The 18,566-nt window shown below is 72.6% G+C and carries 20 protein-coding genes and 1 pseudogene; 12 read left to right on the forward strand and 9 right to left on the reverse strand.

Annotated features, from left to right (window positions below):
• Positions 1-83: 83 nt before the first annotated feature.
• Positions 84-1,415, forward strand: coding sequence for a M14 family metallopeptidase (locus tag ACZ7IF_RS11140; RefSeq protein ID WP_470966957.1), 1,332 nt, complete (start codon positions 84-86; stop codon positions 1,413-1,415).
• 58 nt (positions 1,416-1,473) lie between these two features.
• Here ACZ7IF_RS11140 and ACZ7IF_RS11145 read toward each other — a convergent pair whose 3' ends face one another.
• Positions 1,474-1,881: a RidA family protein gene (locus ACZ7IF_RS11145; protein ID WP_470966960.1), complete on the reverse strand. Its 408-nt coding sequence runs from the start codon at positions 1,879-1,881 to the stop codon at positions 1,474-1,476.
• A gap of 378 nt (positions 1,882-2,259) precedes the next feature.
• Here ACZ7IF_RS11145 and ACZ7IF_RS11150 point away from each other — a divergent pair, with 378 nt between their 5' ends.
• Genes ACZ7IF_RS11150 through ACZ7IF_RS11160 form a run of 3 tightly spaced genes read left to right on the forward strand, consistent with a single transcriptional unit; the run spans position 2,260 to position 6,185 of the window.
• Positions 2,260-3,540, forward strand: a complete 1,281-nt coding sequence (locus ACZ7IF_RS11150) for an alanine racemase (protein WP_470966963.1) — start codon at positions 2,260-2,262, stop codon at positions 3,538-3,540.
• Positions 3,541-3,542: 2 nt separating this feature from the next.
• On the forward strand, positions 3,543-5,123 hold the full coding sequence (locus tag ACZ7IF_RS11155; protein WP_470966966.1) for an N-acyl-D-amino-acid deacylase family protein: 1,581 nt from the start codon (positions 3,543-3,545) through the stop codon (positions 5,121-5,123).
• A 48-nt stretch (positions 5,124-5,171) separates the two neighbouring features.
• The gene (locus ACZ7IF_RS11160; protein WP_470966969.1) at positions 5,172-6,185 is read left to right on the forward strand and encodes a YdcF family protein; all 1,014 of its coding nucleotides are present in this window, start codon (positions 5,172-5,174) and stop codon (positions 6,183-6,185) included.
• A 69-nt stretch (positions 6,186-6,254) separates the two neighbouring features.
• Here ACZ7IF_RS11160 and ACZ7IF_RS11165 read toward each other — a convergent pair whose 3' ends face one another.
• Entirely contained in the window at positions 6,255-7,625 is a 1,371-nt protein-coding gene (locus ACZ7IF_RS11165) for a carbohydrate-binding protein (protein ID WP_470966973.1), read from the reverse strand.
• Positions 7,626-7,803: 178 nt separating this feature from the next.
• On the opposite strand from ACZ7IF_RS11165, the gene ACZ7IF_RS11170 reads away from it, so the two are divergent.
• Positions 7,804-7,989 (forward strand): hypothetical protein, encoded by a 186-nt coding sequence (locus ACZ7IF_RS11170; RefSeq protein WP_470966976.1) that lies wholly within the window; start codon positions 7,804-7,806, stop codon positions 7,987-7,989.
• A gap of 203 nt (positions 7,990-8,192) precedes the next feature.
• Entirely contained in the window at positions 8,193-8,693 is a 501-nt protein-coding gene (locus ACZ7IF_RS11175; RefSeq protein WP_470966981.1) for a peptidylprolyl isomerase, read from the forward strand.
• Here the strand turns inward: ACZ7IF_RS11175 and ACZ7IF_RS11180 are convergent.
• The gene (locus ACZ7IF_RS11180) at positions 8,585-9,610 is read right to left on the reverse strand and encodes a LysR family transcriptional regulator (RefSeq protein ID WP_470966986.1); all 1,026 of its coding nucleotides are present in this window, start codon (positions 9,608-9,610) and stop codon (positions 8,585-8,587) included. The genes ACZ7IF_RS11175 and ACZ7IF_RS11180 overlap by 109 nt on opposite strands.
• A 103-nt stretch (positions 9,611-9,713) precedes the next feature.
• Between ACZ7IF_RS11180 and ACZ7IF_RS11185 the strand changes: the two genes are divergently transcribed.
• Together ACZ7IF_RS11185 and ACZ7IF_RS11190 are read left to right on the forward strand one after the other, a co-directional pair.
• Positions 9,714-10,193 (forward strand): nitroreductase family deazaflavin-dependent oxidoreductase, encoded by a 480-nt coding sequence (locus ACZ7IF_RS11185; protein WP_470966990.1) that lies wholly within the window; start codon positions 9,714-9,716, stop codon positions 10,191-10,193.
• Between the two features lie 77 nt (positions 10,194-10,270).
• Positions 10,271-10,387, forward strand: a pseudogene (locus ACZ7IF_RS11190) (DUF6083 domain-containing protein); the annotation flags it as partial.
• A gap of 67 nt (positions 10,388-10,454) precedes the next feature.
• Here ACZ7IF_RS11190 and ACZ7IF_RS11195 read toward each other — a convergent pair.
• Genes ACZ7IF_RS11195 through ACZ7IF_RS11205 form a run of 3 tightly spaced genes read right to left on the reverse strand, consistent with a single transcriptional unit; the run spans position 10,455 to position 12,163 of the window.
• Positions 10,455-11,021, reverse strand: coding sequence for a GNAT family N-acetyltransferase (locus ACZ7IF_RS11195; RefSeq protein ID WP_470966996.1), 567 nt, complete (start codon positions 11,019-11,021; stop codon positions 10,455-10,457).
• Between the two features lie 60 nt (positions 11,022-11,081).
• Positions 11,082-11,558, reverse strand: coding sequence for a macro domain-containing protein (locus ACZ7IF_RS11200; RefSeq protein ID WP_470967000.1), 477 nt, complete (start codon positions 11,556-11,558; stop codon positions 11,082-11,084).
• A gap of 44 nt (positions 11,559-11,602) precedes the next feature.
• Positions 11,603-12,163: a hypothetical protein gene (locus ACZ7IF_RS11205; RefSeq protein ID WP_470967004.1), complete on the reverse strand. Its 561-nt coding sequence runs from the start codon at positions 12,161-12,163 to the stop codon at positions 11,603-11,605.
• A 443-nt stretch (positions 12,164-12,606) separates the two neighbouring features.
• Here ACZ7IF_RS11205 and ACZ7IF_RS11210 point away from each other — a divergent pair, with 443 nt between their 5' ends.
• Entirely contained in the window at positions 12,607-13,818 is a 1,212-nt protein-coding gene (locus ACZ7IF_RS11210; RefSeq protein WP_125814709.1) for a pyridoxal phosphate-dependent aminotransferase, read from the forward strand.
• Positions 13,819-13,918: 100 nt separating this feature from the next.
• Positions 13,919-14,332, forward strand: a complete 414-nt coding sequence (locus ACZ7IF_RS11215) for an SCO4983 family protein (RefSeq protein ID WP_470967013.1) — start codon at positions 13,919-13,921, stop codon at positions 14,330-14,332.
• Between the two features lie 658 nt (positions 14,333-14,990).
• Here the strand turns inward: ACZ7IF_RS11215 and ACZ7IF_RS11220 are convergent.
• Together ACZ7IF_RS11220 and ACZ7IF_RS11225 are read right to left on the reverse strand one after the other, a co-directional pair.
• Positions 14,991-15,245, reverse strand: coding sequence for a hypothetical protein (locus tag ACZ7IF_RS11220; RefSeq protein WP_470967018.1), 255 nt, complete (start codon positions 15,243-15,245; stop codon positions 14,991-14,993).
• 253 nt (positions 15,246-15,498) lie between these two features.
• Entirely contained in the window at positions 15,499-16,713 is a 1,215-nt protein-coding gene (locus ACZ7IF_RS11225; protein ID WP_470967023.1) for a helix-turn-helix domain-containing protein, read from the reverse strand.
• A gap of 204 nt (positions 16,714-16,917) precedes the next feature.
• Between ACZ7IF_RS11225 and ACZ7IF_RS11230 the strand changes: the two genes are divergently transcribed.
• On the forward strand, positions 16,918-17,286 hold the full coding sequence (locus ACZ7IF_RS11230; RefSeq protein WP_470968164.1) for an Mth938-like domain-containing protein: 369 nt from the start codon (positions 16,918-16,920) through the stop codon (positions 17,284-17,286).
• An 89-nt stretch (positions 17,287-17,375) separates the two neighbouring features.
• Here the strand turns inward: ACZ7IF_RS11230 and ACZ7IF_RS11235 are convergent, their stop codons facing one another.
• Positions 17,376-17,822, reverse strand: coding sequence for an anthrone oxygenase family protein (locus ACZ7IF_RS11235; protein ID WP_470967026.1), 447 nt, complete (start codon positions 17,820-17,822; stop codon positions 17,376-17,378).
• Between the two features lie 90 nt (positions 17,823-17,912).
• Here ACZ7IF_RS11235 and ACZ7IF_RS11240 point away from each other — a divergent pair, with 90 nt between their 5' ends.
• On the forward strand, positions 17,913-18,491 hold the full coding sequence (locus tag ACZ7IF_RS11240) for a TetR/AcrR family transcriptional regulator (protein WP_470967029.1): 579 nt from the start codon (positions 17,913-17,915) through the stop codon (positions 18,489-18,491).
• Positions 18,492-18,566: the final 75 nt, after the last annotated feature.

Genomic DNA, 18,566 nt, shown 5'->3' on the forward strand with positions numbered 1-18,566 from the left:
CGGGGCTATTGACCGGGACATGCCACAAGAGCACGCTGTGCGCGTCCGCACGGCTACCCCCACACTCCCACCCAGGAGAACGCATGCGGCTCCACACCCGCCGAAGGGCCGCCGTCACGGCAGCCCTGCTGGCGCTCGCGCTCGGCGCACCCGCCTACGGCATGAGCGCGACGGCAGCGCCCCCGCCCACCCCGTCCACGGCGACGCAGGACGAGGCCATCGCCCAGTACGAGATCCAGGGCCCCTCCACGGCCGCCGAACGCACGGCCCTGCTGCGCACCGGGGTCTCGATCGACGAGGTGGACGCCCGCTCGGTCGTGGTCAGCGCCGACCCCATGCAGGCCAGGAGCCTGCGCGCGCTGGGGTACACCCTGACCCCGCTGCCCGGCCCGCCGGACCGCGGCGAGCGCGGCGTCGCGGCGACCCCGATGGACTTCCCGTCGGCGGACTCCAGGTACCACAACTACGCCGAGGCGAAGGCCGAGATCGACCAGCGCATCGCCCAGTACCCCGGGATCATGAGCAAGCGGGTCATCGGGAAGTCGCACGAGGGCCGCGACCTCGTCGCGATCAAGATCAGCGACAACGTCGGCACGGACGAGGCCGAACCCGAGGTGCTCTTCACGGCCCACCAGCACGCCCGCGAGCACCTGACCGTGGAAATGGCCCTGTACCTGCTCAAGGAGTTCGGCTCCAAGTACGGGACCGACACCCGGGTCACGAACATGGTCGACCAGCGCGAGATCTGGATCATCCCGGACCTCAACCCGGACGGCGGCGAGTACGACATCGCCACCGGCTCCTACCGCTCCTGGCGCAAGAACCGCCAGCCCAACAGCGGCTCCTCGTACGTCGGCACGGACGAGAACCGCAACTGGAACTACAAGTGGGGCTGCTGCGGCGGCTCCAGCACCAGCAAGAGCTCCGAGACCTACCGCGGACCGGCCGCCGAGTCCGCACCCGAGGTCAAGGTGGTCTCCGACTTCGTCCGCAGCCGGGTGGTCGGCGGCAAGCAGCAGATCACGGCCGCGATCGACTTCCACACGTACAGCGAACTGGTGCTGTGGCCGTTCGGCTACACGTACAACGACACCGCGCCGGGCCTGACGGCCGACGACCTCGCCGTGTACAAGAAGATCGGCACGAGCATGGCCGCCAGCAACGGCTACACGCCCGAACAGTCGAGCGACCTGTACATCACCGACGGCACCATCGACGACTGGCTGTGGGGAAACCAGAAGATCTTCGCCTACACCTTCGAGATGTACCCGGCGAACGGCGGCGGCGGCTTCTACCCGCCCGACGAGGTGATCGACCGCGAGACGGCGCGCAACAAGGACGCGGTGCTCCAGCTGCTGGAGAACGCGGACTGCATGTACCGCTCGATCGGCAAGGAAGCCCAGTACTGCTCATAGCGGCCGGGTGAGCCGGGGCGCCCCACCGCCAGGGGGGCGCCCCTTCCGCGGGTCCGCGTCAGCCCAGCACCGCCAGGGCGTCGATCTCGATCAGCAGCCCGGCCGGGAGGCCCACGTACACCGTGGTGCGCGCGGCGGGGACCTTGACGCCCTGCTCGTCGAAGTAGGTGTTGTAGATCTCGTTCATCTCGGCGAAGTGGCCGGTGTCGGTCAGGTAGACGCGGATCATCACCACGTCGTCCCAGCTCGCGCCGCCGGCCTCCAGCACGGAGCGGACGTTCTCCAGCGTCTGGAGGGTCTGCTCGCGCAGCGCCGGCCCGGCGGTGGTGGGCGGCTGCCCCTCGACGTGCGGCAGATACCCGACCTGGCCGGCGACCTGGAGGATGTTGCCCTTGCGGACGCCGTGCGAGAACTTCGCGGGCGGGGCGGGGTGGGACTCGGGGGTGACGGCGGTCTTCTCGCTCACGGAGGGGTCCTCTGCGTTCGTATCGGTGCGGGGGTTGTTTCCCCCCGCTGATGGTGTCAGCGGGGCGCGGCCCCCGTGGCCCCCGTTCGACCGGTTCGCGAGGACGGGCTACCGCCCGCGCTCCCGCTGCCGGTGGCCGGGTCCCCCACCCGCCCTTCGCCCGTTCCCCGGGGCTCCGCCCCGGCCCCTCCCGCGGGCTCCGCCCACCGGTGGCCGGGGGAGTTCGGGGCGACGGGCGCGCAGCGCCCGTACGGGTCCGGGCCGCGCCCGGGGAACGGCGCCAAGAAGCGGAACCGGGGGACGTTGACCCCTCGTCCTCCGCGGTGTTACACCACAGGCACCACGCGCAGCGCATCCGCACCACCCCAGGAGGACCCCATGGGCAGCGACGCAGTCCGACGGCTCGCCGACGAACCGGTCGACCACCGGTTCAAGGGCCTGCCCCCGGACGCCCAGACGGCGGGCCTCACCGTCGGGGAGCTCGCCGCGCAGCGGCGGGACCTCTACACCGGCGGGTTCACCACCCCCGTCCTCACCCTCGACGCCGACGCGCTCGCGCACAACCTCGCCGTGCTCGGCGAGTACTCCGCCCGCCACGGCCTCGCCTTCGCGCCGCACGGCAAGACCTGCATGGCCCCGCAGCTCTTCGAGCGCCAGCTCGCGCACGGCGCCTGGGGCATCACCGCCGCCGTGCCCCACCAGGCCCGCGTCTACCGCGCCTTCGGGATCGGGCGCATCTTCCTCGCCAACGAGCTCGTCGACCCCGCCGCCCTGCGCTGGGTCGCCGCCGAGCTCGTCGCCGACCCCGGCTTCCGGTTCGTCTGCTACGTCGACTCCGTGCGCGGGGTCCGGCTCATGGACCGGGCCCTCCAGGGCCACGGCGCCGTGCTGGACGTGGTCGTCGAGCTCGGGGCCGGCGAGGGGGCGCGCACGGGGGCCCGTACCGACGAGGACTGCCGGGCCGTCGCCGACGCCGTCGCCGCCACCGACACCCTGCGCCTCGTCGGCATCGCCGGGTACGAGGCCGAGGTGCCCGACGCCGACCCGGAGAAGGTGCACGCCTGGCTGCGCCGCCTCACCGGGCTCGCCGCCGAGTTCGACAAGGCCGGGCGGTTCGGTCCCGATGTCGAGGAGATCGTCGTCAGCGCCGGCGGCTCCGCCTGGTTCGACGCCGTCGCCGACGTGTTCGGGGAGCTGCCCGAGCTGTCCCGGCCCGTCCTCAAGCTGCTGCGCTCCGGGGCGTACGTGTCCCACGACCACGGCTGGTACGGCCGCCTGACCCCCTTCAACCGGGTCCCCGAGGAGGGCGGGCTGCGCCCCGCCTTCCGGCTCTGGACGCAGGTCGTCTCCCGCCCCTCCCCCACCCAGGCCTTCGTCAACGCCGGCAAGCGCGACATCGCCTACGACCTCGGCCTGCCCGAGGCCGAGCTGGTCCGCGACGCCCTCGACGGCGCCGAGCGGCCCGCCACCGGGATCCGCGTCGTCAAGCTCTCCGACCAGCACGCCTGGCTGGAGACCGGCTCCGCCGAGGACGTGCAGGTCGGCGACTGGGTGGCGCTCGGCATGTCGCACCCCTGCACCATCTTCGAGAAGTGGCCGCTGATCCCGGTCGTGGAGGCCGACGGCACGGTCACCGAGTACGTCCGGACCTTCTTCTAGCCGTGGACCTCGTCATCCGGGGCGCCCGTGTCGTCGACGGCACGGGCGGGCCCTCGTACACCGCGGACGTCGCCGTGCACGAGGGCCGGATCGCCGCCATCGGCAGGATCCCGGCCGGCGGACGGCAGACCGTCGACGCCCACGGGCTGGCCCTGGCCCCCGGGTTCGTGGACATGCACGCCCACAGCGACCTCGCGCTGCTCCGCGACCCGGACCACGGCGCCAAGGCCGCCCAGGGCGTCACCCTCGAAGTCCTCGGCCAGGACGGCCTGTCGTACGCGCCCGCCGACGAGCGGACCCTCGCCGGCGTACGGACCGCCATCGCGGGCTGGAACGGCCCCGGGGACGACGTCGACTTCGACTGGCGGACCGTCGGCGAGTACCTCGACCGGCTCGACCGCGCCCACGGCGGACGCGGCATCGCCGTCAACGCCGCCTACCTCGTGCCCCAGGGCACCGTCCGCGCGTACGCCCTCGGCTGGGACGACCGCCCCGCCACCCCCGCCGAGCTCGACCGGATGCGGCGGCTCGTCGCCGAGGGGCTTGAGCAGGGCGCCGTCGGCCTGTCCTCCGGGCTCACCTACACCCCCGGCATGTACGCCACCGGCGCCGAACTCACCGAACTGTGCCGGGTCGTGGCCCGCTACGGCGGCTACTACTGCCCGCACCACCGCTCGTACGGGCGCGGCGCGCTCGCCGCCTACGCCGAGATGCTCACGCTGACCCGCGAGGCCGGCTGCGCCCTGCACCTGGCGCACGCCACCATGAACTTCGGGGAGAACGAGGGCCGGGCCCCCGAGCTGCTGGCCCTGCTCGACGCGGCCCTCGCCGACGGCGCCGACGTCAGCCTCGACAGCTACCCGTACACCCCCGGCTGCACCACCCTCGCCGCGCTGCTCCCCGGCTGGGCCCACGAGGGCGGCCCGGAGGCCCTGCTGGCGCGGCTGCGCGACGAGGACACGGCCGGGCGGATCCGGTACGCGCTGGAGGTGGAGGGCTCGGACGGCTGCCACGGGGTGCCGGTGGACTGGGCGTCCGTGGAGATCTCCGGGACGAACGACCCCGCGTACGGCGGCCGCGTCGGCACCCGCCTCGACGGATGGGAGACCGCGCGGCGGCTGCTGATCGGGGACCGGCTCGGGCCGACCGTCCTCCAGCACGTCGGCCACGAGGAGAACGTCCGGGCGATCATGCGCCACCCCGTCCACACCGGCGGCTCCGACGGCATCCTGCACGGCGCGAAGCCGCACCCGCGCGCGTACGGCACCTTCCCCCACTACCTCGGCCGCTACGTGCGCGAGCTGGGCGTGCTGTCCCTGGAGGAGTGCGTGGCCCACCTCTCCGGCCGCCCGGCGGCGCGGCTGCGGCTGCCCGACCGGGGGCTCGTCCGCGAGGGCTTCCGCGCGGACCTGGTCCTCTTCGACCCGGAGACGGTCGCGGCCGGGTCCACGTACGAGCGGCCGCGCGCGCTGCCGACGGGGATCCCGTACGTACTGGTCGACGGACGGTTCGTCATGCGGGACGGGCGGCGGACGGACGTCCTGGCCGGCCGGGCGGTCCGCAGAACACCGGCCGCCGGATAGGACTTTGGTCCCCTCGGGCGTTCACGGCCTGCACATACGATGAACTGCATGGCCGTCTTCCTCCTCCCCGCCCTCCTCTTCCTCGCCTTCTGCGTGAGCGCCTTCAAGGACCGCCGCCGCTTCAGCAACGCGGTGCTGCTCGGCCTGACCTGCATCACGCTGTCGGCGGCGCTGCTCTTCAAGGTGACGGCCCTGCCGTCGTGGGCGGCCCTGACGATCATCGCGCTCGCCTTCACCGCACCCGTGCTCGGCACGATGGCGATCGGCGGCTTCCTGATCGCCAACGGCGTGACGATGATCCGCAAGGAGGGCCGCCGCCCGGCCAACCTGCTGTCGATGCTCGCGGGGCTCGGGATCTTCGGGATGATCGCGCTGCTGATCGCCGTCCCGATGTTCCACTCGACCGTCCTGACCGGCGTGGCCGCGACCCTGACCCTGGTCGTCGCCTACGTCGCCTTCATCTTCCTGTGCTTCCTCGGGTACGCCTTCCTCTACGGCCGGATCAAGGTGCGCGGGGACGTCGACCACGTGGTCATGCTGGGCTCCGGCCTGATCGGCGGGGACCGGGTGCCGCCGCTGCTGGCCTCGCGGCTGCGCAAGGGGCGGCAGATCTACGAGGCCCAGCTGGCCCGCGGCTCGCGCCCGCCGGTACTGCTCACCTCCGGCGGCAAGGGCTCCGACGAGAGGGTTTCGGAGGCGCGGGCGATGGCCGACTGGCTGATCGCGGAAGGCGTCCCGGCCGAGCACGTGAAGCTGGAGGAGAACTCCGCCACGACCGAGGAGAACATGCTCTTCTCGAAGGGGATCATGCTGGCGGAAAAGCCGGGCTACCGGTGCGTGGTCGTCACCAACAACTTCCACGCCTTCCGGGCCGCGATGCTGGCCCGCAAGACGGGGGTCAACGGGCAGGTGGTCGGCTCGCCGACGGCCCGCTACTTCCTGCCGAGCGCCACGCTGCGCGAGTTCGTCGCGGTGTTCTGGGAGCACCGGGCGGTCAACCTGTCGATCTGCGGAGCACTGGTCGCGATCGGCGCCCTGGCGACCCTCTCCGCCGTCCTGTGACGCACGTCGTGCGGGGGTGCCGCGACGCCCCCCTTGGTCGTCACGGCACCTGCTCGGCGGTCCTCGCGGTTACAGCTTCTGCCAGAGCGCCGGGACCACCGACGGCTCCCAGCCCGTCTGGGCCTGGTGGCCCTGGAGGCAGCGGTAGCCCGCGCCGCCGTACGTGACGGTGTCCCCGGCGGCGTAGACGGTGCCGGCCTTCCAGGTGCCGCCGGGCTGCGGGTCCTCGGGGCCGGGGCCGGGACCCGGGTCGGAGCCGGTGACCTTGAGGGTCAGGCCGTACGCGGACAGGATCGGGTTCAGCGGCTGGAAGAAGGTGGTGCCGCCGCTGGTGCAGTCGCCGGAGCCGCCCGAGGTCACGCCCTGGGCCTGACTGCCGGAGATGTAGGAGCCACCGGAGTCGCCGGGCTCGGCGCAGACCGTGGTGCGGGTGACGCCGGAGATGGTGCCCTCGGGGTAGGTGACGCTGGTGTTGTGCTGCTGGACGGTTCCGCAGTGCCAGCCGGTGGTGGACCCGGAGCGGCAGACGGAGGAGCCGACGGGCTGTAGGACGGAGCCGGTGACCTGGACGTTCGCCCCGCCGCTGCCCTTGACGTAGGGGGTGGCGGTCCAGCTGCCGTTCGCGGCGACCCAGGCCATGTCGTTGCCCTGGAACACCGACGCCTGGAACGAGCCCTGGGCGACCTGGTTGAAGCCGCTGGTGGCGGTCCCGGCACGGCCGCAGTGGCCGGCGGTGGCGAAGCCCTGGGTGGTGCCCCTGGTGATCGGGAAGCCGACGGAGCAGCGGCCCTGGCCGTTCATGTAGTACGCGTCCCCGCCGCGCAGGTCGTACAGCGGGCGCGGGGCCCGCTCCGCGGCGGTGCGCACGACCGTGGCGAGGGCGGGGTCGGTGCCGGTGGCGGCCAGCAGCCCGGCGGCCGCGCCGGGCCGGGTCTCCTCGACGACGAGGGCGTTGGCGCGCGGGTCGACGTACCGGACGGGCGTCTCGGCGGTGGCGGCCCGGTCCAGGCCGGCCCTCGCGGCGTCCAGGTCGGCCAGGGAGCGGGTGACCAGCTTCGCCTTCGCCCCGGCCGCGCGTATCGCGGCGGTGTCGGCGGCGCGGGTGGTGGCCACCGTCAGGGTGGCGGAGTCGGCCCCGTCGACCCAGGCCCCCGCGAAGGCGGCGCCGAGCCGGGCGCGCAGCCGGGCGGCGGTGGCGCCCGCCTCGGCCTCGTGGGCGAGCCGGGCCCTGGCCTGCGCGGGGGTCAGGCCGAGGTCGCGCTGGAGGGCGGTGAGCAGCTCGGCGGGTGCGTCGCCGGGGCGCAGGGTGGCCGTCGCGGACTTCTGCGGGGCGGCCGGGTCCGCGGTGGGGGTGGCGGCCCCGGCGGCGGTGGTGCCGGCCAGCACCAGCCCGGCGGCGGCCAGGGCGGTACACGCCGCGCGGGCGTGTCGCTTGAGCATGGTGGATCTCCTCGGTTCAGTGGGGGTCACCGAAACCGTAGGAATCCGAACCGGCGTGCGGGAGCTGCCGGTTGGCCCCTCCCCCGGTGTTATGGCCGGGCGACGCCGGCACCCGAGGTGCGTTCATGGGGCGGGAGACGCAGGATGGGGGCCTGGGGGGCACGGTAGGAGGTATCCGATGGACAGTGAAACCAACGAGCAGCCCACCCGGTCGGACCGGCTCTTCACCGGTGGAGAGCGCGCGTACGACCCCGAGGACCTGGTGATGGCGACCGGCCACGACCCGACTCCGGAGCGGGTCGAGAAGGCACGGAAGCTGATCGAGAAGGAGGGCCCGCAGGTCATCGAGCGCTACCTCCCGTAACGCCCGCCCGGCCGACGGCTGCCGAACCCACGACCCCGGGGGCCGCCCCCGGGGCCGCGGCCTGGTCGAGCCCCGCCCGGGGGGCATCCCAGCGGTGGCCGGGGGCGTTCGAGGTGTCCCGCCCGCCCCCGGCCCGTGGTCCCGCCATCACCCTCTGCGAAGCTGAGAGGCACGTTTCGCACCCGAAGGGACCGGACCCCCTCATGCCTCAGGTGAAGCTGACCACCAGCCTCGGCACCATCGTCATCGACCTCCACGAGGAGGCGGCGCCGGCCACGGTCGCCAACTTCCTCGCGTACGTGGAGAGCGGCCACTACGACGGCACGGTCTTCCACCGGGTGATCCCCGGTTTCATGAACCAGGGCGGCGGCTTCACCGCCGACATGCGGCAGAAGCCGGTGCGCGAGCCGGTGCGCAACGAGGCGGACAACGGTCTGAAGAACACCCGGTACTCGGTGGCGATGGCCCGCACGAGCGTCCCGCACTCGGCGACCTCCCAGTTCTTCATCAACACCGCCGACAACCCGGCGCTGGACCACACCGCCCCGACCCCGGCCGGGTGGGGCTACGCCGTGTTCGGCACGGTCAGCGGGGGTCAGGACGTGGTGGACTCCATCTCCGCCGTCCGCACCGGCCGCGCGGGCGGGCACGGTGACGTCCCGCTGGTCCCGGTGGTGATCGAGAAGGCGGCGACGGCCGGCTGACCGGCCGCGGCACCCGAGGAGCGGGCCAGCGCCTGCGCGTGCGCGGACCGGGCGTGCGCCAGTACGCCCGGCGCCCGGGCCGCGGCCGGCGCCGCCGGATGCCAGCCCAGCAGGTGCCGCCAGACGAGCGGGCTCCCGGCGAGCGGCCGGGCCACCACCCCGGGGGTGACGGGAAAGGTGGCCCGGCACAGCCCCACGGCCCGGCCGACCTGGACCAGGTGCACGCAGGAGGCGGTGTCGGTCTCGTAGACGCAGGCGGGCGTGAACCCGGCGCGGACGCAGGCCGCGGCGAAGCAGTCCCCGAAGCACCCGTCGCCGGGCACGTCGGTCCAGGCCTCGGCGGCCAGCTCGGCCAGCTCGATCTCCGCGCGGTGGGCCAGCGGGTGGTCCTCGGCCAGCATCACGTGGACCGGGTCCCGGGCCACCTCCAGCCAGGCGAGCCGCCCGGGCTCGGGCGGGGCGCTCTCGCCGCAGGCCCCGACCAGCGCGAAGTCCAGCCGGCCTGCGGCCACGCCCTGGGCGATCTCCCGTTCCGACCAGGACGTGTACGTGGTCACGGGCACCCCGGGTTCCTGGTGGGCGATCCTGTCGACGAGCCCGCCGAGCAGCGGCCCGTGGGTGCCGCCGAGCCGGTAGCCGGCGGCACCGCTCCGGACGAAGCGCACCGCCTCCTCCTGGAGCTCGGACAGCGCGGGCAGCAGTACCCGTGCCCGCTCCAGCACCAGCTCGCCGAGCGCGGTGGTCCGTACGCCGTCCCGCCCGCGCTCGAAGAGCTCGCCGCCCAGGGCCCGCTCGATCCGTTTGAGCTGGCCGCTCAGGGCGGGTTGCGCGAGCCCGAGGGCGGTGGCGGCGCGGGTCAGGCTGCCGGCGTCGGCGACGGCCCTGACGATCTTGAGGTGCCTCAGCTCCAGATCCATGGTCCGAGCTTGGTCCAGACCTGCGGGCGTGCGCTACGGGTCCGGCGCATCCAGAATCGGTAAAGGCTCGTTAGCGCTCCGGGGGACGCCCTACGGAGGTCAGATGAACAGTGTTGCCGTGCCGGTCTCCCCGGTCGCCCCGGTCTCCCCGGTCGACTGGGACCACCCGACGGACCCGCACCCCGGGCCGCGGCTCGATCACGTACGGACCTACGTGGCGAGCGGCGGCACCGACGGCCACCTGTGGCACGGGGTCCCGACCCTGCTCCTGACCACCCTCGACCGCGGCACGGGCCGGCCGGTGCGCACGCCGCTGATCTACGCCGAGGACGAGGGCCGGTACCTGGTCGTCGCCGCGAACTCGGGCGGGCCCCGCCACCCCGCCTGGTACGGCAACCTGACCGCGCACCCGGAGGTCCGCCTCCAGGTGGGCACCCGGACCTTCGCGGCGTGGGCGCACACGGCGGACCCGGTGGAGCGGGAGACGTACTGGGAGGCGCTGACGGCGCTGTGGCCGCTCTACGAGGACTACCAGGCGCTCGCGTGGCCCCGGGAGCTGCCGCTGGTCATCGTGGAGGGCTGACGGGCGGCCCCGGGGTCCCCGCGGAGGCGAATCGATCCGCCACGGGAAGCCGATCCTGATCGAGCCCGGCGCCTTCCCCGCCCGGGCGGTCCCGGCGGATCGCCCCCGACGGCACGGCCGTCGGCCTGGGAGCGGCCTCACCGGCGGACACGTGCCGGATCAGCCACCGGCACGTGTGCCCCGCAAGCCCCTGAAGCCCCTGAAGCCCCTGAAGCCCCTGACGACGGGCCACCGCGCCGGACCTCCGCCGATGAGCCGTGGCTACGCGGCCGGCTGCTCGGCCGGGGTGGCTACGGCGGTGTAGGTGCGGCCGGCGACCGTGTACTCGCCGAGCGGGGTCATGCCGAAGGCGTCGACGTGCACCCGCCAGGAGGGGGCGTTGCCCGCCTCGATGAAGGCGACCAGCGCCTCGGCGCGCCCCGCCGAGGCCTCGACCGCCATCCCGAACAGGCCCCGGGCCACGCCGTGCCCGCGGAAGGCCGCGTCGACCACGACCGGCCCGTACAGCAGCCACGGCACCTCGCTCAGGGGGCGTCCCTGCCAGGTGAGGGCGGACTGGGCGCGCAGCAGCCCGGCGACCGCCGCCGGCGGGCGGCCCATGTCCTCGGCGACCGACAGCGCGAGCAGCCCGGCCACCCGCCCGTGCCCGGCGTCGGCCACGAGCAGTTCCCCGTCCCGGGCCATGCCGCGCAGGGTGTCGATGCCGAAGGCCCCCTGCACGAAGCCCTGCGCGGCCCGCTGCTCCTCGGTGAGGGCGTCGTGGTGGTTGGCGGCGAACAGCCGGGCCATGGCGGGCGCGTCGGCCTCGGTGGCGTATCGGAAGCGCATGCCGCGATGCTGTCACGCGCGCCCCGGCCCGACCCCCGGCGACAGGCCCCGCATGTCACCTCACGCGTGGTCGTACACCGTCACGGCGACGTCCCGCGCGCAGAGCGCCTCGGTGATCAGCGGTTCGATGCGGGACCACTTGCCGCCGGCGAGCCCGCACCCGATGCGGGGCATGTGGACGCTCGCCCCCAGCTCCAGGGCGTGCTCCGCCAGCGCGCCGAGGCAGCGCTCGACGGCGTCGTAGCGGATGGGCGGGCCGCCGCTGCCGGTGCGTATCCCGCGCTGGCCGACCATGTTGGCCACCCACACGTCGGGCTGCACCCGCACCACCTGCACGGCGCCGAGGCCGAAGTCGTTGCCGCTGCGCGCCCGGTGCCAGGCCCTGAACTCGGCCTCCGGCCCGGGCCAGCGCCGGGAGAGCGCGAGCACGAAGCCCTTCCCCCAACCTCCTATGTCATTGCAGACGTGGGCGATCAGCTTGGGGCCCTTGGCCTGCGGACTCGTCGCGTCCCCGGAGACGATGGTGATCGGCTTCATCCCCCCACCGTAGGCGGGGGCTCTGACAACGCGTGCCGTCCGCCTCAGCGGTTGGTGTTGAGGAAGCCGATGACGACCGAGCCCCACCAGCAGGCCTGGGAGACCAGGGCGGTGGCGCCGCCCCAGAGCAGGAGGCCGCGGCCGACTTCTCCGGTGGCGGCCGCCTCCAGGCGGCGGCCGAGGAGGCCCGCCTGGAGGCCGTTGACGGTCAGGAGGCCGACCAGGCCGATCTTGGCGAGGGTCAGCGGCGAGTTCAGGTCCGGGTGGAGCATCAGGCCGCTCACCACGAGGCCGCCGAGGCCGGCCCAGATCGGGACGTGGAGCCGGGAGGTCGCCGCGACGACCTCTTCCAGGCCGCAGCGCCCGGTGGCCCACAGCAGGCCGTAGTAGTCGGCGGACAGCACCGCGCCGAAGCCCAGCACCAGCGAGGCGAGGTGCGCGAACAGCGCGGCGGAGTGCATGGCCGCGTCGGCCTGCATGTGGAGCGAGCACCACAGGCCCGCCGCCAGGACTACCAGCGCACAGAGGGCCCCCGCCGCGACGGTCCACCACGAGTCGTACAGGCGGACGGGGCGGGGGGCGGGTCTGGCGGCTGGGGACGACATGGCGGCAGGCTCCGGGATGAGGGGCGCGGCTCCGTCAGCCGCGTCAAAGCAAGGTAAGGCTCACCTAAAGTCACCTTGTCGTCAATCCGGGTCCACGGGCCGGAACCGTGAGCCCCGACACAGGCCCCGCCGGGACCCGGGACCCTACTCAGGGGTAGATCGGGCGCGTGTTGACGTGCCGCTTCAGCTGGTTGGCGTCCGCGTCACGGCCGCTCTCGGCGCGGGGTGATCCGCCGCCCCCGGCCGGGGTGACGAGCGCAACACCGGAGGGCGGGGGGCCGCGGCCGGTTCACCCATTCCGCAGGCCGGACGGGGGCCCGGCCGCCGTTTCAAAGGGTGGACGGGGGCGGCACCAATACATCGCGCGAAATGGGATATATCGCGCGGTGTAATTCCGCCGGAACGGCCGAGCGGGCGCGCGGCCGGGCCCGTAAGCTCCCGTCATGCAGGTGATCCAGTCAACGAAACTCGCCAATGTCTGCTACGAGATCCGCGGACCCGTCCTCGAAGAGGCGATGCGGCTCGAAGCGGCAGGTCATCGCATCCTCAAGCTGAACACCGGCAACCCCGCGGCCTTCGGCTTCGACTGCCCGCCGGAGATCCTCGAGGACATGCTCCGCAACCTGGGCAACGCCCACGGCTACGGGGACGCGAAGGGCCTGCTGTCGGCGCGGCGCGCGGTCATGCAGCACTACCAGACCAAGGGCATCCACCTGGACGTCGAGGACATCTACCTCGGCAACGGCGTCTCCGAGCTGATCCAGATGTCGATGCAGGCGCTGCTGGACGACGGCGACGAGGTGCTGGTCCCCGCCCCGGACTACCCGCTGTGGACCGCGTCGGTCTCACTGGCCGGCGGCACCGCCGTGCACTACCGCTGCGACGAGCAGTCCGACTGGATGCCCGACCTCGCGGACATCGAGCGCAAGGTCACCGACCGCACGCGCGCGATCGTGATCATCAACCCGAACAACCCGACCGGCGCCGTCTACGACGACGAGATGCTGCGGGGCCTGACGGACATCGCCCGCCGGCACAACCTGGTGGTCTGCTCCGACGAGATCTACGACCGGATCCTCTACGACGGCGCCACGCACACGAACACCGCGGCGATCGCCCCGGACCTGCTGACCCTGACCTTCAACGGGCTGTCCAAGAACTACCGCGTGGCCGGCTACCGGGCGGGCTGGATGGCGGTCTGCGGGCCGAAGAAGCACGCCTCGTCGTACATCGAGGGCCTGACGATCCTGGCCAACATGCGGCTGTGCGCGAACATGCCCTCGCAGCACGCCGTGGCCACCGCGCTGGGCGGACGGCAGTCGATCGTCGACCTGGTGCTGCCGGGCGGGCGGCTGCTGGAGCAGCGCGACACGGCGTACGACCTGCTGACCCAGATCCCGGGCATCACGTGCGTGAAGCCCAAGGGCGCGCTGTACCTGTTCCCGAAGCTGGACCCGGCGGTCTACAAGGTCAAGGACGACCGGCAGATGGTCCTCGACCTGCTGCGCGCCGAGAAGATCATGGTGGTGCACGGCACGGGCTTCAACTGGCCCGAGCCCGACCACTTCCGCATCGTGACCCTGCCCAACGCGAAGGACCTCGCGGACGCCGTGACCCGGATCGGCCGCTTCCTGGACGGGTACGGGCAGCCGTAGGGCCGGGAGCCGCGCTCCGGTGGCGCTCTACCAAGATTCGACTCAACCTTAGACCGGTTCCAATGTAGGATGGCCTCCTGACCACGCAGGAGGCCTCCTCATGTACGAACCGAGCCGCCCCAAGTCGGTCGTCCACCGAGTGGACGGCAACCGCACCGACACCGCCGCCTACCCGCAGAGCAGCCGGGGCGAAGCCCTCGACATCCAGCTCGCCGGGCACCTCGCCGCGCTGCTCGCCGTCACCGACGAGCTCGGCCTCGACGACGACGGTGCCGTACGCATCGCGGCCCAGGTGACCCGTCTGCGCGGGTCGCACCCCGTCCGCGTCGCCTACCCCGCCCTGGCCGACGACGCCGACGCCCGCACCCTCCACCGCCGCGCCCGCGACCTCGCCGCCCGCGCCCTGCTCGTCGCCGCGTCCCGCGCCGACACCGCCGCGGCGATCCTCGCGGCCCAGCGCATGGACGCCCACACCGCCGCCCTCGAAGCCCCCGACCGGGCCGGCGCCCACTGACCGGCCCCGGTCCGGGACCGCGCAGGCTCCGGACCGGGCGCCATGGTTTTTGCGGGGGGGGGGGTGGGGTGGGGTGGGGTGGGGTGGGGTTCACGCGTTGGGGTTCACGCCTCGGGCCCGCTATCTCCCCCTCGACCCCCCGGGCCCGGGCGGTAGTTGCCCACCCGCCCCCTCGTCTGCGGGCCGGTGGGTGGGGAGCGGTGTCTCCCTGGGCGGTGTCAGAGCTGGTTTGGGGGTTTCCCGTCAGTCCCATCGTCCTTCCGGTTCGTGCCGGTCCCTCAAGGGCGCTCCTTCGTCGCGTCGCTACGCGATGGCCTTCGGCCACCCTTGACCGACCGTCCCGCCCCGGAAAGACAAAGGACTGCCGGGAAGCCCCCAAAAGAACGGCACGGTCGATGGTGGGAGGGACGGGTCTCTCAGCGATGAGGCGAGGGGCCGGGCCATGCCCCGCCGGGTATTCGGCCCCTTGGAAGCCTGGTCCAGGGTCGGGGGCGCGACTACCTGCACGAGATGTTGACCAGAGCCCCCTGCGGAGCACCCAGACGCAGCAGATCGCTACGCGCTCCTCTTTTCTCGGCGTCCGGCGACCGTCTTGGGCTGATACCCGCACCACATGTTGATCAGAGCGCTGCGGGAAGCGCTTGGGCGCGACGGATCGCTACGCGCTTCCCTGATCTCGGCGGCCGACGGCCGTCCTGGGCTGGTCGCCGGCGGGTTCGACGTTGGTGACGGCAGTGGTGAATTCGCGGCCGGAGGCGCCCCGGATGTAGGCGAGCTCCATCCAGTGCTCGATGCCGGTGTCGGAGACGTTTTCGTTGATCACGGCCATCAATTCGCCTTCTGTGCCGGACGCGATGTCGCGGACTCGGCGGCGGAGGAGGCGGTGCGGGACGTACTCGTAGCACTCACTCATCGGGCGCTCCCTCGAAGGTGCCGAGGAAGCGCTCCCAGCCGACGAGCGCTCGGTCCAGGAGTTCGGCGCTGGGTTCGCCTATGGCCCTCACCCTGGGTAGGTCCAAAGTGTCGGTGCTGCATGCGTCGGGCATGATGCGGGGCTCCCTACCGTCGTCTGCGGGTGGTGCACCGACGGTAGGGGCCTCGGGAACTGACGGAGGGTGAGGGTCCTACCCCTGTGCTCAGGGGTAGGGTTTCCACCCCTTTGGCGATCAAGTCGAGATGCTGAGTGCGAGTGCCAGCTCGCGGGCATCCTCACGGACCATGCGGGGGCCGGTCTTCGCCAGTTCCGGCAGGACCATCCTGGTGTGCATGTTGAAGCGGACGGTCTCGGGCGATGTCTTGTGGGCCTTTTGCAGGAGCGCCACTGCGGCTACGCCCTCGTCCTGCATGCCGTACGCGCGGGCGGCCTCGATCATGTGGAACGAGCGGCGGGTCGCGGAGGGGACCGTGTTCAGGTCGAGGGCTGCCGCCGCATCGACCGCCTTGCCGGGCTGGACGAGGTCCAGGTGGATGGTGAGTGCGTAGGCGTCCACCAGCCCCTTCCCGAAGATCAGCCACGGATGTGCGTACTCGTCCCCGAGGCGGCGGGCGGCGTCCTGCGCCAGGTCCCAGTACCGCCATGCGAGACCCGCCTTGCCGATCTTCGCGAACGACAGCGCCACCGCGAGCTGGAGGAGGCCCCAACGCGCGAGGTCTTCCGGATCCTCCTGGCGGAGGAGGGAAGCGGCCTGCTCCGCCAGCTCTACCCGGGCGTCGGCGGCCTCGCTGGCATCCCGGTAGACGTGGTTCATGTACCAGGCCGCGCCCGCCATCGCGCGCGGGCTGTCGGCGTCTTGGGCTGCTGCCATCGAGCGGTCGCCGGTGAGCAGGATGAGTTCCGGCTCGGGCTGGAACGCCAGGAAGAGCTGGGTGAGGTGGTAGGCCTGCGCCTGCGCGACGAGCGCTCGGCGGCGCTCCACGCCTTCCAGGAGGCGTGCGGAATGCTGGGCGTCGGCGAGGAGGTCCGGGAGCAGTGCGGCGACCCGGGACCGGTGGTCACCGCTGCTGTGCCACAGCTTCCACGCCGAACGCACACGCGCGTTGAGCACCTCGGCGGGCTCCGGCTCACCGTCCGCCGACGTGAGGCGGTAGGTGGTCAGGGCGCGCTTGATCGCGGGCAAGTCCGTATGGGTCGCCTTGGTGTACGTCGCTGCGGAGATGCGTTCGTCCCCGGTGAGGTCCCCGAGGTCGCATTCGTAGATCGTGGCGAGTCGGATGAGCATGGGGAGCCTGGGCATCCCGATGGCGCCCGTCTCGATTCCTTTGACCCACTCCGATGACCGGCCCACGAGGCCTGCGGCCACTGGCCGGGTGAGCCCCGCTCGGTCTCTCGCGAGACGGACCCGTTGGGCGAATGTCGTATTGGCGTCGTGCTGTTCGGGCATCCTGGACACTCCGTTTCTGGCCTCGACACTCAGAAAGCTACTCCCGTTCGGTGACTGGTGAACCCCTGGACGGGACGTGACGAGAGGAGTTGGCATGTCGCGGACCGAGGGCGCACGGCTGTTCCGCGAGGCCCCTTCCGTCCTGGCCTCAGGAGACGGGTGCGGATGTCTTCGAGGCCGTCTGAGGACCGTGAAAGGGTGCTGATGGATCGATCGCCGCTGATCACGCACGTCTCGTGGGGCGAGATGGAGGTCGAAGGGCTGCCGGCGGCAAAGGACTTCGTGCTGTACCCCGGTGGCGGGAAGGCCTGGGACTGGAACACGCACGGCACCCGGCACGAGCCGGGGATCCAGGCCGGGGACGTGCGGGAGCTGGTTGAGCGGGGGTGTGCGGTCGTCGTCCTCAGCCAGGGCATGGAGCGGCGGCTGAAGACGACGGCGGAGGCGGTGCGGGTGCTGCGGGAGGCGGGGGTCGCCGTGCACGTCGACGAGACCAGGGGCGCCGTCGAGGTGTACAACCGGCTGGCCGGGGCCGGGGAGGCCGTCGGCGGGCTGTTCCACTCCACCTGCTGAAGGCGCTCACGGCCGTGGACGCCGAGCCCCGTGGCCACGGAGCCGTGCAGCTCTTGACGGCCAGGTTCCCGGATGCCGTCCGCGGTGGCTCAGGCGAGGGCGGTCGCCAGCAGGGCGAAGGCGGCGATGATGACGGCGACGCGGACGTAGTGGAAGCGGTCCCAGCGGTTCGACTGCTCCTTCCAGTCGGCGGGCCGGTTCTCGGGGGTCCACGTCTTGCTCCGGTTGTTGATCGGGACGAGCAGCAGGAGCGACATGATCACGCTGAGGAGCAGCAGCGCGCCGGCGGTGACGACGAGGCCGGTGCCGGGAAGGTGCCATCCGGCGATGGCCCAGACCGCGACGAGGACGAGCGAGCCGATGTACCAGACCGGCATCACGGCGCCGAGCATCCGGCCCCCGTGGGCGCGGCCGAGTTGGCCGCTGTCCTCGGGGAGTGCGGCGAGGATCGGGTTGACGACGAAGGCGACGGAGAACTCCACCCCCACCATCACGCCGACGACCACGGTGGTGATGACCTCAAGTGCGTTGAGCATGACGACCCCTCCGATATCTAGCGTTGCTAGGTGATGAGGCAACGCTAGTACTGCTGCCGCTCTCTTGTCTAGCGGTGCTAGGATCGAATCATGTCGGTACAGGAACGCAAGCAGCGCGAGAGGGCGGTCCGCGAGCGCCTCATCGTGGCGACGGCCCGCGAACTCGCAGAGCAGCAGGGCTGGGACGCGGTCACCACCCGTCGGCTCGCCGAGCGCATCGAATACAGCCAGCCCGTCCTCTACAGCCACTTCCGCGGCAAACGCGAGATCATCGGCGCCGTCGCCCTCGAAGGCGCCGCCGAGATGGCCGCGGCGGTGCGGGCCGCGACCTCCGGCGCGGGCGGCCCGCGTGAGCGGGTCACCGCCCTCGCCCGCACCTACCTCGACTTCGCCGCCCGCAACCCCGCGGTCTACGACGCCTTGTTCCAGCTCGACGGCGGCCTGGCCTTCGCGGTCGAGGACACCCCGGAACCCCTCAAGGACGCCTTCGCCGCGCTGCTGGAGAGCCTGGGCGAGGTCGCCGGGGACGGCGTCAGACCGGAGCTGTTCACCGAGGTGTTCTGGGCGTCCCTGCACGGCCTGGCGACCCTGACCCGGGCCGGCCGGCTGCTGCCGGAGGACGTCGAGCCGAGGGTGGAGCTGCTGGTGGACCGGCTCGCCGTGGTCTGACCCCCGTCGCATGCGGGGGCCAGCCCCAGGCCCTTCAGGGGGTCCGCCGGATCGGCCCTTCCCCGGGGCCGGTCT

This window comes from Streptomyces sp. NPDC037421 (assembly GCF_055602105.1).